Raw genomic sequence first — 17213 nt, forward strand, 5'->3', positions numbered from 1 at the left:
GCCCGTCACCATGAAGAACCACACCCCCATGATTACCCCCACCGAACACCAAAAACGCTGGCGCCTCATCCTCGGCAGCGACGCCGAAAACAGCTGCCCCAGCGACCTGAGCGCCGCCGAAATCCGCATGGACAAAGCCCTCGCCGCCCTCTACGAAACCCCGCCACAAGACAAACGCCGCGGCGGCCTCGGCGCATCCGCCCCGAAAATCAGCGCCTGGCTGGGCGACATCCGCGAATACTTCCCGCAGAGCGTCGTACAAATCATGCAAAAAGACGCGATTGAGCGCTTGAACCTCAAAACACTGCTCACCGAAAAAGAAATGCTGGCGAACATCACCCCGGACGTACACCTCGTCGCCACCCTGATGAGCCTGAGCAGCACCATCCCCGAAAAAAACCGGACCCTCGCACGGCAAATCGTGCAAAAAGTCGTGGACGAACTCACCCAAAAACTACAAGCGCCGACCCAACAAGCCGTCCTCGGCGCGCTGAACCGCGCCACCCGCACCCGCAACCCGCGTTTTCGCGAAATCGACTGGCACCGCACCATCCAAAAAAACCTGAAAAACTACCAGCCCGAATACCAAAGCATTATCCCGGAAGTGCGCATCGGCTACGGGCGCAAACGCAAAGCCGTGCGCGACCTCATCCTCTGCCTCGACCAAAGCGGCTCGATGGGCACATCCGTCATCTACTCCGGCATCTTCGGCGCGGTACTGGCCAGCCTGCCCGCGCTGCGCACCCGCATGGTCGTCTTTGACACCGCGGTGGTGGATCTCAGCGACCAAATCAACGACCCGGTAGAACTACTCTTTGGCGTCCAACTGGGCGGCGGCACCGACATCGACCAAGCGCTCGCCTACTGCCAAAGCCAAATCACCCGCCCGGGCGACACCACCCTCGTCCTCGTCACCGACCTCGAAGAAGGCGGCAACGCACAGCGAATGCGCAAACGCATGGCCGAACTCGTGGCGAGCGGCGTACAACTCATCGTGCTCCTGGCACTGAACGACGACGGCGCACCGTATTACGACAAAAACCACGCCGAATACCTCGCGAGCCTCGGCGTCCCGGCATTCGCCTGCACCCCCGACCACTTCCCGGACCTCATGGCCGCCGCGCTCAACAAACAGGACCTTTCGCTATGGGTCGCGGAGAACATCAAGGCGTAGGGTGTGTTTGCAATTTGAATTTCCCTCCCCTGCGAAGCGGGGGAGGGGGTGTGAAAACCGCGTAGCGACCGCATTCAAAACGAAATGCAAACACGCCCTAGGGGCTGTTTACAATTCAGCGAACTAGCCCCTCTCCCTGTGGGACAAGCATTGCTCGTCCGTAGGACGAGAGAGGGGTTGGGGTGAGGGCAGCAAACGATTGAAAAATCGAAATTTCATCTCGTAAGCGGCATTGTCCACCCCCTCCCCATCCCTCCCCCGGGCCCCATGCAAAATGCGGACGCATTTTGCATGGGTACCCGCCCGCTGCGGGCTTCGCCCTGCAGGGGAGGGAGATTTGAATTGTAAACAGCCCCTAGCGCGCGGCGTGTAGGTTGGGTAGAGGCGCCTACCCCAACCCGCGCGCCCGCTATAATGCCCGCCCTTTTCCTATTCCAAACGACAATGACCGCCCCCGATTTCACCGCCGTCCTCTGCCGCGACCGCCATGCCCTGCGCCAACTGCACCGCCAAATCCGCGAACGCGAGCGGCGCGGCCAACCCGCCGACCGTCTGCGCGCCCGCTTTGCCGCTGAATATGCCGCTTCCACCGCAGCGGTTGAGGTGCGCCGTGCCGCGCTGCCGCAGCCAAAACTCAGCGCCGACCTGCCGGTGCTGGCGGCGAAAAACGACATCCTCCGCCTTATCCGCGAGCATCAAGTCGTCATCATCAGCGGCGAAACCGGTTCGGGGAAAACAACACAACTGCCGCAGCTTTGTCTCGCCCTCGGCCTCGGCGCACGCGGTACCATCGCCCACACCCAGCCGCGCCGCATCGCCGCGCGCAGCGTCGCCGCGCGCATCGCCGAGGAGCTCGATACGCCGCTCGGTGATGCCGTTGGCTACCAGGTGCGTTTTGACGAAAAAACCAGCGACGCCACCGTCATCAAACTGATGACCGACGGCATGCTGCTCGCCGAAACCCTTTCCGACCCGTACCTCGCGCAATACGAAGTCATCATCGTCGATGAGGCGCACGAGCGCAGCCTCAACATCGACTTCCTCCTCGGCTACCTGCACCGTCTCGCCGCGCGCCGTCCCGACCTCAAAATCATCATCACCTCGGCAACCATCGACGCGGAGAAATTCGCCGCCCATTTCGGTGGCGCGCCGGTGCTGAACGTCAGCGGGCGCACCTATCCGGTGGAAATCCGCTACCGTCCGCCGGGTGAAGATGAAGACACGGCGGACGCCATCCTGCGCGCCGTCGCCGAACTCGACCAGCACGGACGCAACGACATCCTCGTCTTCCTCCCCAGCGAGCGCGACATCCGCGAAGCGGCCGACCGCCTGCGCCGCGAACAACTGCGCGACACCGACGTGCTGCCGCTCTTCGGCCGCCTCTCGCTTGCCGACCAACAGGCGGTGTTCCGCCCGCAGGCGCCGCGCCGCATCGTCCTTGCCACCAACGTCGCCGAAACCTCGCTCACCGTGCCGCGCATCAAGGCGGTCATCGACACCGGCACCGCGCGCATCAGCCGCTACTCGCTGCGCACCAAAACCCAGCGCTTGCCGATTGAGCCCATCTCGCAGGCCGCCGCCAACCAGCGCGCCGGTAGATGCGGCCGCGTCTCCTCCGGCATCTGCATCCGCCTTTACAGCGAAGAAGACTACGCGCAGCGCCCCGCCTACACCGAGCCGGAAATTCTGCGCACCAACCTAGCCGCCATCATCCTGCAAATGCTCGTCCTCAAACTGGGCGACATCGCCGCCTTCCCCTTTGTGGACGCGCCGGACGAACGGCAAATCAACGACGGCTACCGCCTGCTTTACGAACTACAAGCCACCGACGAAGCCCGCCGCCTCACCCCGCTGGGCCGACACATGGCGCGCCTGCCGGTCGATCCGCGCTTCGCCCGCATCCTCGTCGCCGCCGAAAAAAGCGGCTGCCTGCAAGACGCGCTCATCCTCGTCGCCGCCCTATCCATCCAGGACCCGCGCGAACGCCCCTTCGGGCAAGAAGCGCGCGCCGACCAAAAACAGGGCGAATTCGCCGACAAAAGCAGCGACTACCAGACCCTGCTCAACCTCTTCGCCGCCTACCAACGCGAACGGCGCAGCGCGAGCAACAACCGCCTGCGCCAATGGTGCAAAAACTACTACCTGAACCCGCAGCGGATGCGTGAATGGCGCGAACTGGTGAACCAACTGCTGCGCGACAGCCGCGAACAAAAACTGCACCTCGACAGCGCCCACCCCGCCGCACCGAAAAACGACCTGCCGGACGGCGCCAAAGGGTGGCTGGCGCTGGAAAACCCGCAAATAGAAACCCTGCACCGCGCGCTGCTCACCGGCTTCCTCGACCAAGTCGGCCTGTGGGACGAACAAAACCGCGACTACCTGCGCCCGCGCCACAGCCGCTTCAGCCTCTTCCCCGCGTCCGTCCTTGCCAAAAAACCGCCGCAAGCAGTGATGGCGGCGAGCATCGTCGAAACCCAGCGCACCTACGCCCGCACCTGCGCGCCCATCCAACTCGCCGAACTCGAACACCTCGCCGCCCACCTCATCCGCCACCAATACAGCAACCCGCACTGGTCAAAAAAAGCGGGCAACGTGCTGGCGAGCCAAACCACCACCCTCTACGGCCTGCCCATCGTCGCCGGGCGCAACGTCCCCTACGCCCGCCACGACCCGGCGCTCGCCCACGAAATCTTCATCCACGACGCGCTCGTCCCCGGCGAACTCAACACCCGCCTCAAAGTCATCGCGCAAAACCGCGCGCTGATAGAAACCCTGGAAGAGCGCGAACACAAAACACGCAGCCGCGGCATCCTTGCCGACGAGAGCCAACAAGCGGCGTTCTACATGGAACGCCTGCCGGAAACCGTACACAGCGTCGTAACCCTCGAACAATGGGCGAAAAAACACGGCGAAGCGGCACTCGCCATGCGTGAGGCCGACCTGCTTCTCAGCGACGAAACCATTGATGAAGCCGACTACCCGACCAGCCTCACCATCAACGGCCAAAAACTGCGCCTCGAATACCACTTCGACCCCGGCGGCGCGGCGGACGGCATCACCGTCAACATCCCGTTGCCGGCGCTGAACGCGCTGGACGCGCGCGCCTTCGAGCGCCTTGTCCCGGCAATGCTGCCGGCAAAAATCGAAGCGCTGCTGCGCGCCCTGCCAAAAGTGTGGCGGCGCCAACTCGTTCCCATTCCCGCCTTCGCGCAGGCGGTGAGCGAACGCATCGCCGGCGATGACGCGCCGCTGCACACCGCCATCCGCGCCGCCGTGTACGCCATCAAAGGCACCGCCATCCCCGAAGACGCCTTCGACGAAAACAAAATCGACGACCACCACCGCATGAACTACCGCCTGCTGGACGCAAAAAACCAGCCGCTAGCAGAAAGCCGCGACCTCGCCGCCTTGCAGGCCGAGTACAGCGACAGCGCCGCCGCCCAATTCCGCCGCCGCAGCCAAAGCCGCCATGCCGACGACGCGCCCATCACAGACTGGCAATGGGACGAACTGCCCGCCCAAGAAACCCTGCCCAACGGCATCACCGGCTACCCCGCCTTAACGTTGGAAGACGGCAAACACTACCTGCGCCTGCACGACGACCCCGAACGGGCAGCGAGTGCGCACCACGCCGCCGTGCACGCCCTGCTCGCCGACAAACTCCAAGCCAAAATCAAATACCTGCGCAAAAACCTGCCCGGCTACACCCAAATGGCGCTGCACTACCGCAAAATCGGCAGCGACAGTACCCTCGCCGACGACATCATCGCCCGCCTGCTCGCACACGTCTGCCTGCAAGGCGGCGTGCCGCGCACACGCGCCGCCTGGGAAGCGGCCCTCGCGCGCGGCGAGCGCGAACTCATCCCGGCGGCCAGCGAACTCGCCACCAAACTGACACGCATCCTCGCCGCCTACAGCGACGCCAAACAACAACTGCACAACCTCAAACAGCCCGCCATCAAAAGCGACATCGAAGCGCACCTTGCCCGCCTCATCTACCCCGAATTCATCCGCGACAGCGACAGCCGCGACCTTGACCTCATTGACCGCGCCCTCGCCGCCACCCTGAAACGCATCGAAAAAGCGCGCCTCGACCCGCTAAAAGACCTGCAACGCCAACAAGAGCTGGCGTCGTGGGAGGCGACGCTACAACAAACGCTGGCCAAACACGGCATGACACGCGCCAGCCAAACCCCACCGCGCGGCACCCCTGCCAGCACCCGCGCCGCGCTGCTGGACTACTGGCGGCTGACAGAAGCCTGGCGCATCCAGACCTACGCACAAGAGTTGGGCAGCCCGCTCAAAGCCTCGCCCAAACGCCTGCAAGAAGCGGCGGAGAAATTGTGAAAGACCCCTCTCCCTTTGGGACAAGCATTGCTCGCGTAGCGACAAGTATTGCTTGCGCAGCAAGAGAGAGGGGGTGGGGTGAGGGCAATCGCTGGAGGTTAAATCAGGCATAATTCACCGGAATAGTCCGGGGACTGCGTAACTGCTCGCCACAGCGCGATTAAACCCTTAAAGGAAACCCATGCCCCAAGAAATCGAACGCAAATACCTGGTCATCGGCGATGCGTGGCGCAATCTCGCGACAGGCACACATTACCGCCAAGGCTATCTCAATAGCGCCAAAGAACGCACCGTGCGCATCCGGACTATCGGCGAAAAAGCCTTCCTCACCATCAAAAGCGAAACACGCGGCATCCGCCGCCAAGAATACGAATACCCAATCCCCTACGACGACGCCGTACAAATGCTGGCAAGCCTCGCCGAAAAACCGCTCATCGAAAAAATCCGCTACAAAATCCCATACAAAGGACAGCTCTGGGAAATTGACGAATTCCTCGGTGAAAATGCCGGACTGATTGTCGCCGAGATAGAACTCGCCGACGAAAATCAGACCTTCAGCAAGCCCGCATGGATTGGCAAAGAAGTCTCCGCCGACCCGCGCTATTACAATGCCAATCTGGTGCAGCGCCCTTATCGCCTTTGGGACAAAAATGATTAAAGAATCGGTAAAAGTACACGGACAATACCAACTGGAAATCAAACAAAAAGTTTCCTTCGACCGGCGGGCGCATGAAGTGCGCTACCGCATTGAAACCTGGTTTTTCCTACCCGCCGCCTTGCAAGTCAATCCCGATTTCTATTCACCCAAATATTTTCAGCAGAGCCTGAAAAATTACGTGCGCCTGCGCCCGCCGACGCGCAAACTGTCGCAACTGTTAGAGCCGGATGAAATGCTGGCGGAGCTTGCCGCTTTTCTTGCGACCACGCCAGACAAACAAGGCCTGGAACCATACGAAAATACACTGAAGCGCTATGCGCTCACTTACAAACGCGCCTTGCGCCTGGCGGTGAAATGGATGGAGCGCAATGCCCAAAAGCGCAGCGCGGATGCCATCACCGAATTATTGGCAGAGATTCATGACGTTTTGGCAGCATATCGTGCGCTCTCGCCTTTGGCCGCCGCACATGAAGCCGTTTTAGCATCGCAGGCATTTGGCTATTGCGACGAATTCATTTCGCTGGTCACGCTGCATTATCTGCGCCGTCTGGTATTGCTGGACGGCATACCGCAAGCCGCCGCCATTCATGCCTTATGGCAAACAGAAATGACCTATTGCCGCCGCCATTTCCCGGAAAGCATCCCCTCGCCGGAAGGAAACAATGAAGATGTGCTCTACCGCTGGAGCATCTTGCGCAAATATATCAGCCGCTATTTATTTCTAGAAGTGCGGCGGCGCAAAGGGCATCCGCTGCTACTACATTCGGTTTATGCCATTTCGGCGGCGATTGCGATGGTTTTTGCAACATTCGTTGCCTTTTTTTGGCAGGGGCGTTACGGCGCGTTGAGCAATAATTTATTCTTGGCGCTGGTGATTGCCTATATTTTCAAAGACCGCATCAAAGAAATCGGGCGCGAGCGCTTGCTATCTTTATTTCGCGAGTGGATTCCTGACCGCCGCTTGCTTATTTATCGTGGCGAGCATTTAGAGGTAGGCAGCTGTCATGAATCCTTCCGCTTTGTCCATCAGGAAAAATTGCCGCCGGAAATCCGCGCGCTGCGCGAGCAGGCGCATTGGCTGAAATTATTGAATGACCGCCGTGCCGAAGATGTATTGCTCTACCGCAAGGAAGTCGCCTTGCATAATCAGCCGGAATTGTTCGAGCGCACCCAGTATTCGATTGTTGATATTACCCGCTTCAATGTCTCCGGATTTTTGCGGCAGATTGATCACTTGTTCGAGCATTTGCCGGTTGGCGATGAAGACGATGCGGTGATTGTGGGCGAGCGGCTTTATCACGTCTATATGATTCGCCGCGTATTCTTCGCCGGACAATCCGCGAGCGAATTGGTGCGACTGGTGCTGAATGCGGAAGGCATTAAACGACTGGAGATGATTCAGCCGCTACAGTTTGCGGAGGCAGAAACGCCGCAATAGCGGTAAAGATCGCCTTATCGGTTACGACTGCGCCTAACGCAATCTATGCCCCTGCGCGCGCCGTCGTTCATGTGGTGGGGCGAGCCCCACCCTACGCATGGCGTTATCAATCTCCCTGCACTAGCGCGACTGCTTCGCGGGCGAGGCGGGCGATTTCTTCCCAGTTTTGGGCGTCAAGCAGTGTTTTTTCTACCATCCACGAGCCGCCGCAGGCGATGACGTTTTTCAGTGCGAGGTAGTCGCGGATGTTGTGTGTGCCGATGCCGCCGGTCGGCATCACTTGCAGCATGGCGTAGGGCGCGAGCAGCGCTTTGAGCATTTTGAGGCCGCCGCTGGCTTCTGCCGGGAAGTATTTGACGGTCGTGATGCCATGTTCGAGCGCGGCTTCGATGGCGGTCGGGTTGTTGATGCCGGGGGTGATGGCGATGCCGAGGTCTTGGCAGGCTTTGACGGTGTTCGGGTTGAAGCCGGGGCTGACGATGAAGTCTGCGCCCGCTTGTTGGGCGGCTTTGGCTTGGGCGGCGTTTAGCACGGTACCGGCGGCGATGAGCATTTCCGGCTGGGCATCGCGCAGGCGGCGGATGGCGTCAATGGCGGCGGCGGTGCGGAAGGTGATTTCGGCGGCAGGAATGCCGCTTTGCAACAGCGCTGCGCCAAGCGGCACCGCGTCTTCGGCGCGCTCAAGGGCGATGACCGGGACAATTTTCAGCGCTTGCAGGCGGGGGGTGAGGGTTTCGATATTCATGGATGCTCCGTAGGTTGGGTTGCGGCGATGAATGGCCGGATGGGTTTAATGTTTTTGGCTGATGCGGTGAGGCAAGCCCCACCCTACCCTTCCAGGCGGCAGTATTCCGCCGGGATAATCGCGCCCTTGTGCTGGATGACGGTGGCGGCGAGGCGGTTGCCCGCGCGGCAGCATGCCTCCGGCTCGGCGCCTTGCAGGTAGCGGGCGAGATAGCCGGCGTTGAAGGCATCGCCTGCCGAGGTGGTGTCCACCACGCGCGCGACGGTTTCGCCCTTGACCGCAATGCGTTCGCCGCCCGCCGCGTACAGCGCACCGTCGGCGCCGCATTTGACCACGATTTTGGCAACACCTGCCGCTTGCAGGCGAGCGATGGTGGCGTCGGCGTCAGCGTCGTCCCACAGCGCACGTTCATCGTCGTCGGTCATCAGCGCCAGATGGACGTGCGGCAGGAGGCGGGCATAGGCGGCGCGGGTCTCGTCGCGGCTCTGCCACAGCGCCGGGCGATAGTTGCCGTCGAAGTGGATTTGTACGCCTTGGGCGGCGCAGGCGGCAAGGCGGTCAATCAGGCGCTCGCGGTCGGCGGGCGGCAGGATGGCGAGGCTGATGCCGCTCAAATAGATGGCATCAAACCCGGCGAGCGCGGCGTCCACTTGCGGCCAGCCGGGGTGTTGCAGCAGGTAGCGCGCCGCCGACTGGTTGCGCCAGTAGAGGAAGGTGCGCTCGCCCGTGGCGTCGAGCTGGATGAGGTAGAGGCCGGGTTGGCGCGCCGGGTCGGTGAGTACGTGGCGGGTATCGATGCCGTCGGCTTGCCAGCGCGCTTTCATGCCGCGGCTGAGCGGGTCGTCGCCGAGCGCGGTGAGATAGTGGACGCGAACGGCATCCGGCGGGGCGACGCGCGCGAGGTAGGTGGCGGTGTTCAGGCTGTCGCCGCCGTAGGTTTGGCGCATGTCGCCGAAGGGCTGGCCGTTCAGTTCGATCATGCATTCGCCGAGGAGTGCGATGGTTTTCATGGTTGTCGGGTGTAGGTGGATTAGGCAAAGCCGTAAGCCAACGGTTAGTAATGGTTTTGGCGGTCGGTAGGGTTAAGCGCGGCACTAGAGGCTGTTTACAATTCAAATCTCCCTCCCCTGCAGGGCGAAGCCCGCAGCGGGCGGGTACCCATGCAAAATGCATCCGCATTTTGCATGGGGCCCGGGGGAGGGATGGGGAGGGGGCAGAACGATGGTTGTCGCATTTCCGGCGGTTCGACGGTGGGGCAAGCCCCACCCTACGGTTTTATGCGAGGTGTTTTTTCAGCGTCGCCCTGACCGCGCCGTTGCCCGCGAGCATTTCGCGCAGGTAGCCTTCGATTTTGTCGCCGAGGCCGACGGCATATAAGTCCACGCCGAAGATGGCAGTGTCTTGCAGCAGTTCGCGCACGTTGCCCAAATCGTCGCTGCCGAGGCGCACGCCGGCGAGTTTTGCCTGCGCGCTTTCGAGCAGTGGGTCGGGGCTGCAGGTGAAGGTGTTGCCGTTGTCATCGACGCCGAGCAGGTAACGGCACCAGCCAGCGAGCACCAGCGGGATGGCGGTGAGCGCGCCCGCGTTCGCGCCGTGTGCCTTGATGGTCTGGCCGAAGCGGATAGCGAGTTTTTGCGAGGTGTCGGTGGCGATGCGCTGCGGCGTGTCCGGGATGTAGGGGTTGGGCAGGCGCACGTTCACCACTTCGTCGATGAAGGTTTGCGGGTCAAGGATGCCGGGGTTGACGACCACCGGCAGCCCTTCGCGGTAGCCGACGGCGCGCGAGAGCGCCAGCAGTTCGGCGTCCTGCATTTCAGCGTGAATGCTGGTGTAGCCGAGGAGGCAGCCGTAGATGGCGAGCGCGGTGTGGATGGGGTTCAAGCAGGTGGTGACTTTCATCGTCTCCACTTTGTTCACGGTGTCGCGGTCGGCAAAGAGGACGCCCGCCCGTTCCAGCGGCAGGCGGCCGTTGGGGAAGTCGTCTTCGATGACGAGGTATTCGAGTTCTTCGGCGTTGACGTAGGGCGCGACGTAGGTGTTTTTGCCGGTAACGACGGCGTCGATACCGTTCAGGCCATCTGCTTGCAGCCGCTCGGCGACGCCGGGGTCGGGGCGCGGCGTGATTTTGTCAATCATCGTCCACGGGAAGGCGACTTTTGCGCTCTCCAGCCAGGCGACGAATTCGGGCGCGACGTGGCCGGCGCTTTGCCAGGCGCGGGCGAATTCCATGATGACGGCGCGCAGTTTTTCGCCGTTGTGCGACATGTTGTCCATGCTGACCAGCGCCAGCGGCGCGCCACCTGCGCGCCAGCGCGCGTGCAGCAGGGCAACGATGTTGCCGATGTAGCTTTGCGGGCGCTGGACGCCGTCTTTGAAATCGGCGGCGACGGCGGGGTAATAAGCGCCGTCGCGGTCTTTGATGGCATAGCCTTTTTCGGTGATGGTCAGGCTGATCATTTGCAGGCTGGGGGCGGCGGCGATGTCGCGCAGGCGCTCGAAGTCATCGCGCATGGTCAGCGATTCGATGACGCTGGCGAGGACGATTTTGTCCAGCGTGCGGTCGCCTTTGAGGCGGACGAAGATGCTCAGGTTGTCGCAGGGGCGGTAGGCTTTTTCGATGATTTCCGGGTCGAAGCCTTCGGCGACGATGATGCCGCTTTCGGCGTCGCGCTGGTTGAGCAGGCGCTGCTGCGCGTGGGCGAGAAAGGCGCGGAAGATGTTGCCCGCGCCGAGGTGCAGCCAGCGTGGCGCGCTGAAGGTCGCGGCGCGCACGCGCGGGATGTCATAGAGCGGCAGCTGGTAACCGCGCTCCTGCCACCAGGCTTTGTCTTGCAGGGCGTTCAGGGTGAGTTTCATGCCTGCCCCCGTGCCGCTTTCTCGCACATATCCCACACGCCCTGAATGTACATGATGCCCAGCGCGCGATCATAAAGCCCATAGCCGGGACGGCATTGCTCGCCCCAAATGTGGCGGCCGTGGTCGGGGCGGTAGTAGCCTTTAAAGCCAACGTCGTGATAAGCGCGGACGATGGCGGCAATATCCAGCGAGCCGTCGCTGCTCATGTGCGAGGTTTCGATGAAATCCCCGTTGGGGAAGCGCTTAATGTTGCGGATGTGCGCAAAAGGAATGCGGTCGTGGAAGTCATGAATCATCTGCACCAGGTCGTTATCCGGGTTCGGGCCAAGCGCGCCGCTGCACAGCGTCAGGCCGTTGCTGGGGCTATCGACCATCTCCAGAATCGCCTTGAGGTCGGCGTAGTTTTTGACGATGCGCGGCAAGCCGAAAATGGAAAACGGCGGATCGTCCGGGTGAATGGCCATCTTGATGCCCGCCTGCTCGGCGGTGGGGATGATGGCTTCGAGGAAATATTTGAGATTGCGGCGTAAATCGTCTTCGCTCACGGATTTGTAAGCGTCAAACAGCTTGTCCAGATGCGCCAGGCGCTCCGGTTCCCAACCGGGAAGCGTCAAACCATTCGAGCCTTCTTCCACGCTTTTCACCAAGGCTTTGGGGTCCAAGCCTTCCATCGCCGAGGCGTCGTAAAACAGCGCGGTCGCACCATCGGCCATCGGATGGAAAAGGTCGGTGCGCATCCAGTCAAACACCGGCATGAAGTTGTAGCAGACGACCTTCACCCCGTGTTTGCCCAGATTGCGCAGACTTTCCTTATAGTTCTCAATGTACTGCTCGCGCTCAGGCGTGCCGAGCTTAATCGCCTCGTGCACGTTGACGCTCTCGACGACATCAATATTGAGGCCGTACTGCGCCGCCTGCGCCTTGACCGCAGCGATGCGCGCCTCCGGCCACACCTCGCCCGCCGCAAGATCATGCAGCGCCCAGACGACGCCGGTCATGCTCGGAATCTGGCGGATCTGTTCGAGGGTGACGGTGTCATTACCTTCGCCATACCAGCGGAAAGTGGTTTTCATGTTTTTAGCTCCTTAACCCTGAAGAATGATGGATCTTCGCCGTGTCAGCGAAGTGATGAACCTAAACAGCGCACCGCGCGGGTAAAACAGGGCACTTTGGTTAATCATAGCGACGACATATTGCCATCGATAGCGGCCTGACGCAAGAAATGGTAAACCAATTTGCCATTTTTGCCTAACCATCTCCACCTAGGCGTAAAGGAAACCGCCGCAATCGGCGGTTTCCGGATGTTTCGCATCACGGCGTGTTATTGACGCTGGTAAATCAGCACCGCACGGTCGTCGAAGCTGTAATTGTCTTTGCTGACGCCTTTGGTGGAGGGGTGGGTGATGCGCATCGGGTCGCTCGCCAGTTCTTCTTTCAGCGTTTTTTCGTAGCTGTCGATGCTCGCTTCCGGCGGGTAGGTTTCGTAGCCGTCCGAGCTGAGTTCGATGGTTTGCGGCGCTTTTTCAAATTTCCACACGCGCAGTTTTTCCGGCGGGATGGGGAAGCCGTCGATTGCCCAGAACTGGAAGGCTTCCGGCGCCTGCGGGTTGTTCTGGAATTCGGCTTGGCGCTGCAACAGCGGCAGGATATAGAAGCGGCCGAGGTCTTCGGCGCGTACTTGGTCATCGCTGAGGCCGAGGGTCTTGATGACTTTGACGCGCAGGTCGCTGTTTAAGATGTCAACCAGTTTGGCTTCGTCGTTGTAGTTCTTGCCGTCGATGCGCGCTTTGGAATCGCCGATGGCGACCAGTTCGTTGGTATCGAGGTTGTACCAGATGAGTGTTGCGGTCGGACGGAACAGCGGCTCTTTGGCGAAGTCGATATCGGTGTTCGCGTTATAGAATTCTTGATATTTGTCGTTGATACGCTTCAGGATTTCGGCTTTGTCGGTGTTTGGCGGCAGCTCCTGGAAAACGCCCTGGATGATGTCGCGGCTGACCCGTCCGCCTTTTTTGCCGTCGTAGGTTTTGCCGGATTTGTCGGTCGCGCCATCGAACACCGCGAGGTAATGGTCGTTAAAGAACAGGCCGTCTTCACATACTGCGTTGTTTTTTTCGCCGGCGCCTTTTTTGCCTTCAATGAAGTAGGCGATTTTGCCGCTTTTCAGCGATTGGTCGATGGCTTTGCTGTATTGCAGGTCGTCTTTGGCAACCGCAGAGAGGCTAAATGCGGCAATCGCCGCAGCAAGAAGGGCTTTTTTCATGGGATAGCTCCGTGTCTTTGAGGGAATGAAGATGAACGGCATTGGCTAACCAGAGCAAACGTCGCATAGGCAGCAGAAAACCTGCAATGTCGCGCCGCTACCGGTTCATCGTGATGCGCATCTTGCCACCAATGGTTGCACAACGCAATAATTGGTAAACCAAATAACTCATCTGATTGACCTTACCCTTTTCGAGCGCCGCAAGCCTCAACGACTGGACAGCCGTCCAACGGCTGTTTTATACTCTGGACACTTGTCCAATCACCCCAACGGTTTGCCGATGTCTGTTTCTGCCCTTCCTGTATCGTCGCCCGATTCTGCCCGCGAGGTCTTTCTTGCCGCCGGGATGCGTCTTTATCCCGAACTCGGTTATCAGCATTTGTCGGTGCGGCTGCTTGCCGCCGAGGCGGGCTTGAGTCCGGGGATGTTCCATCATTTGTTTGCGAACAAGGAGGCGTTTGTCGCCGAGGTGTTGCAGCGCAAGTACGACGCCGCTTTTGCCGAATTGCAGTTGCAGGTGCGCCCCGGCCGCAGTGTGCGTGAGAATTTGCGCGATGCGCTGCGGTTTCTCGCGTTTTTTGCCCGCGCCCATCAGGACTGGATTGTGCGGGTGTTTTCGGATGCACCGGCGGTCGCCGCCATTCGCGAGTTCATCCGTCAGTACGCGGGGATGCGGCATGTGTCGCTGATTATTGATTTGTTGGCGCGGGCGGAACGGCAGGGGTTGCTGGCGCCCGCCGCGCCCTTGCAGCGTTCGGCGTTTTTGATGGGCGCGATTTTGGCGCCGATGTTGATCGGCTCGCGTTTGCAGGCGTCGGGGTTGTTGCCGGATTTTCTCGCCGCGTCGTTCGCGCCGCAGGTGATGGAGGATGCGGCGATTGTGCAGCGTATTGATTGGGCGCTGGATGTTTTGTTTTTGGAGGAGCGATGAGGGCGATTGTCGTTGTTCGCCCAACAGCGCCGCGTGTGTCGCCCCGCTCCCGGTGGACGATTTGTTTTTAGTGGTGGCATCACGGGCGCTACCCCCACCCCAACCCTCCCCCGCTGCGGGCTTCGCCCTGCGAGGGAGGGGGCAGTTCGGTGTGGCATCGCACCGCATTTTTTTGAATCACTGGAGAGGTTTATGAGAAAGGTTTTGTTGGCTGTTTTGCTCGCCGCCGCTGCCGGTGGCGGTTGGTGGCTGTATCAGCAGCAGGAGTCGACGGCGCTGCCCGATTTTGTTTTTCACTCCAACGGCCGTCTGGAGTTGAACCGCCTTGATGTGGCGAGTCTTTATCCGGGGCGGGTGGAGCGCGTGCTGGTCGCGGAGGGCGATGCGGTCAAGGTGAACGAGGTGCTGGTGGAGCTGTCGTCGGCGCAAAGCAGTGGTCAGTTGGCGGCGGCGCAGGCGGCAACGTTGCGCGCCGCGGAGCTGGTGCAGCGCGCCCGCGCCGGGGTGACGCAGGCGCAGCAGGCAGTCGCGCGGGCGGACGCCGAGATTGCCGCCTACAGGCAGCAGCAGAAGGTGGCCAAGCTGGAGCTGGACAATGCCAAGCAGATGCGGCGCGAGGATTTGGTTTCGGCGTCGGAGCTTGCCAAGCGGCAGGCGGATTTTGAGCGCGCCACGGCGAGCGTGAAGGCGGCGCAGGCCGCGCGGGCGGAAGCGCAGGCGGCGGTCGCGCAGGGGCAGGCGGCGGTGGCCGAGGCCCAGGCGGGCGTCAAGCAGGCACAAGCGCAGGCGGATACGGCGGCGTCTGCCGATGCGGATATGGCGATTCGTAGCCCGCTCACGGCGCGGGTGGAGTACCGTCTGGTGGAGCCGGGCACGGTGATTGGCGCAGGCAGCCGCGTTATCAGTCTGCTGGATCCGGCGGATGTGTCCATGAATGTGTTTTTGCCGAACGCGACGGTGGGCGGGCTGCGCGTCGGCGATGAGGCGCGCCTTGTGCTGGATGGCATTGATGCGGTTTTTCCGGCGCAGGTGAGTTTTATCGCCAGCGAGGCGCAGTTCACGCCGAAGGCGGTGGAAACGGCGGACGAGCGCGAGAAGCTGGTGTTCCGCGTCAAGTTGAAGGTGCCGGCGGAGGTGGCGCAGCGTTATGACCGCCTGCTGAAAGGCGGCATGACCGGCGACGGTTATGTGCGCCGCGACAGCTCGCAGGCGTGGCCGCTGGCGCTGGAAGTGCGGCTGCCATAAGAGATGCGCCCCGCCATTTACATACACCTGAGCGCTCATCGTGTATGTAAATCGCCAATCCCCGGAGTAACCCATGAACCCCTGTCGTTATCGCAAAACCCTCGCCGTCCTCGCCTGCCTGATCGCGCTGGCGGCGACTTATTGGTTGATGAACGCCCGCTGTTTTCAGCTTGTCGGCGATCTCGTCTGTCGCGGCGATGGTACGCGGTCGCAGGTGGCGCTGACTTTTGACGACGCGCCGCTGCCGCACACTACTGAAGCGGTGCTGGCAACGCTGGCAGAGAAGCGGGTGCGTGGCACGTTCTTCGCCATCGGCGCGCAGTTGGCGGCACAGCCGCAACTTGCGCAACGCATTGCCGCCGAAGGGCATCAGCTCGCCAACCATTCCTGGTCGCACCCGCGTTTCCTGCTGAAATCACCCGCCTTTATCGCGCGCGAGATTGACGATACAGAAGCGCAAATCCGCGCCGCGGGCTATCGCGGTAAGGCGTATTTCCGCCCGCCCTACGGCAAGAAGCTGCTCGGCCTGCCGTGGGTGCTCAAGCAACGCGGGATGACGACGGTGATGTGGGACGTCGATGCCGACCGCTTCCGCGCGCAGGGCGTGGAGGCGATGGCCGTACAGACGGTCGCCGCCGCCCGCCCCGGCAGCATCATTCTTTTGCATCCGTTCTGTGCGGATGAATGCGCCGCCGACCGCGCCGCCCTGCCGCAGATTATCGACGGTCTGCGAGCGCGCGGGCTGGAACCCGTTACCGTCGCTGAATTATTGGAGGGGACACGATGAAGCGGGAATCTCCCTCCCGCTGCGGACGCTGCGCGTCCTGCGAGGGAGGGGGCAGTTCGGCGGGAGATTGGATAGCGGTTGGCGTACCGCGCTATCGCTATTTGAGGAACCCGCAGTGCCTGCTTCCACGGAAAGACGCCCTCTCCCTGTGGGGCAGCAAGCAACCCGCGCTGCTTCCTTCTGCCCTACCCATTTACATACACCTGAGCGCTCATCGTGTATGTAAATCGCCCACAACCCGGAGAAACCCATGAATCTGCCCGCCCTTGCCCTGTCGCTGCCGCTGGTTTTCATGCTGCATGATTTCGAGGAGCTGATTGGCTTTCAACCTTGGTTGCGCGCCAACCGTGCCGCGCTGTTGCAGCGCTTCCCGCGTCTCGCGCCGCGGTTGGTCGCGCATTTGCAGCGCATGGCCGGTGCGCCTTTCACCTACAGCGTTTTCTTGCTGTTTGCGCTGCTGACCCTGCTGTCGTGCTACGCGGCGCTGTGCGGTGATTACCGCCTCTGGTACGGCGCGCTGGCGGTGTTTACCGCGCATTTGCTGGTTCATCTGCTGCAATGGGCGCTGTGGCGGCGCTACATTCCCTGCATCATTACCAGTCTGCTCGCCCTGCCTTACGGTTTTTGGGCGCTGGCGCAGGATTTTCCGCTGAGTGCGGCGGAGAAATGGCATTGGAGTGGCGTCGCGGCGCTGTTCGTCCTCGCCCTGCTGGCGCTGTTGCACCTTTTCATGCCGCGCATCGCCCGCTGCCTCAACCGGTAACCGCTT

At 61.4% G+C, this 17213-nt stretch carries 13 protein-coding genes; 8 read left to right on the top strand and 5 right to left on the bottom strand.

Features of this window, described 5'->3' with window-relative positions:
- The first annotated feature begins 28 nt into the window (after positions 1 to 28).
- The 4 genes from EL199_RS02125 (at position 29) to EL199_RS02140 (ending at position 7617) form a co-directional block, all read left to right on the top strand.
- Positions 29 to 1174 carry a VWA domain-containing protein gene (locus tag EL199_RS02125; RefSeq protein WP_040355282.1) on the top strand — a complete coding sequence of 382 codons (1146 nt, stop codon included), beginning with the start codon at positions 29 to 31 and terminating at the stop codon, positions 1172 to 1174.
- A 444-nt stretch (positions 1175 to 1618) separates the two neighbouring features.
- Complete coding sequence (gene hrpA / locus EL199_RS02130) at positions 1619 to 5521, top strand: ATP-dependent RNA helicase HrpA (protein ID WP_126315963.1); 3903 nt, start codon at positions 1619 to 1621, stop codon at positions 5519 to 5521.
- Between the two features lie 181 nt (positions 5522 to 5702).
- A complete protein-coding gene (locus tag EL199_RS02135; RefSeq protein ID WP_004140752.1) occupies positions 5703 to 6179 on the top strand; it encodes a CYTH domain-containing protein in 477 nt (158 codons plus the stop codon).
- Complete coding sequence (locus EL199_RS02140; RefSeq protein ID WP_004140749.1) at positions 6172 to 7617, top strand: hypothetical protein; 1446 nt, start codon at positions 6172 to 6174, stop codon at positions 7615 to 7617. The genes EL199_RS02135 and EL199_RS02140 overlap by 8 nt, the downstream gene beginning before the upstream one ends.
- Before the next feature lie 106 nt (positions 7618 to 7723).
- Here EL199_RS02140 and EL199_RS02145 read toward each other — a convergent pair whose 3' ends face one another.
- The 5 genes from EL199_RS02145 to EL199_RS02165 form a co-directional block, all read right to left on the bottom strand.
- Positions 7724 to 8362, bottom strand: a complete 639-nt coding sequence (locus tag EL199_RS02145) for a bifunctional 4-hydroxy-2-oxoglutarate aldolase/2-dehydro-3-deoxy-phosphogluconate aldolase (RefSeq protein ID WP_004140746.1) — start codon at positions 8360 to 8362, stop codon at positions 7724 to 7726.
- Positions 8363 to 8445: 83 nt separating this feature from the next.
- On the bottom strand, positions 8446 to 9372 hold the full coding sequence (locus EL199_RS02150) for a sugar kinase (RefSeq protein WP_004140744.1): 927 nt from the start codon (positions 9370 to 9372) through the stop codon (positions 8446 to 8448).
- 265 nt (positions 9373 to 9637) lie between these two features.
- Positions 9638 to 11218, bottom strand: a complete 1581-nt coding sequence (locus tag EL199_RS02155) for a mannitol dehydrogenase family protein (RefSeq protein WP_004140742.1) — start codon at positions 11216 to 11218, stop codon at positions 9638 to 9640.
- Positions 11215 to 12291: a mannonate dehydratase gene (gene uxuA, locus EL199_RS02160; protein WP_004140740.1), complete on the bottom strand. Its 1077-nt coding sequence runs from the start codon at positions 12289 to 12291 to the stop codon at positions 11215 to 11217. The genes EL199_RS02155 and uxuA overlap by 4 nt, the downstream gene beginning before the upstream one ends.
- Before the next feature lie 248 nt (positions 12292 to 12539).
- Positions 12540 to 13481, bottom strand: coding sequence for a hypothetical protein (locus EL199_RS02165; protein WP_040355096.1), 942 nt, complete (start codon positions 13479 to 13481; stop codon positions 12540 to 12542).
- A 151-nt stretch (positions 13482 to 13632) separates the two neighbouring features.
- Between EL199_RS02165 and EL199_RS02170 the strand changes: the two genes are divergently transcribed.
- From EL199_RS02170 to EL199_RS02185, 4 genes are all read left to right on the top strand, one after another.
- A complete protein-coding gene (locus EL199_RS02170) occupies positions 13633 to 14412 on the top strand; it encodes a TetR/AcrR family transcriptional regulator (protein ID WP_126315964.1) in 780 nt (259 codons plus the stop codon).
- Positions 14413 to 14604: 192 nt separating this feature from the next.
- Entirely contained in the window at positions 14605 to 15657 is a 1053-nt protein-coding gene (locus EL199_RS13460) for an HlyD family secretion protein (protein ID WP_126315965.1), read from the top strand.
- Positions 15658 to 15730: 73 nt separating this feature from the next.
- Positions 15731 to 16444, top strand: a complete 714-nt coding sequence (locus tag EL199_RS02180) for a polysaccharide deacetylase family protein (protein WP_004140727.1) — start codon at positions 15731 to 15733, stop codon at positions 16442 to 16444.
- A gap of 250 nt (positions 16445 to 16694) precedes the next feature.
- Positions 16695 to 17207 carry an HXXEE domain-containing protein gene (locus EL199_RS02185; RefSeq protein ID WP_004140725.1) on the top strand — a complete coding sequence of 171 codons (513 nt, stop codon included), beginning with the start codon at positions 16695 to 16697 and terminating at the stop codon, positions 17205 to 17207.
- Positions 17208 to 17213: the final 6 nt, after the last annotated feature.

Origin of the sequence: Cardiobacterium hominis, assembly GCF_900637305.1 — a bacterium.
GTDB lineage: Bacteria > Pseudomonadota > Gammaproteobacteria > Cardiobacteriales > Cardiobacteriaceae > Cardiobacterium > Cardiobacterium hominis.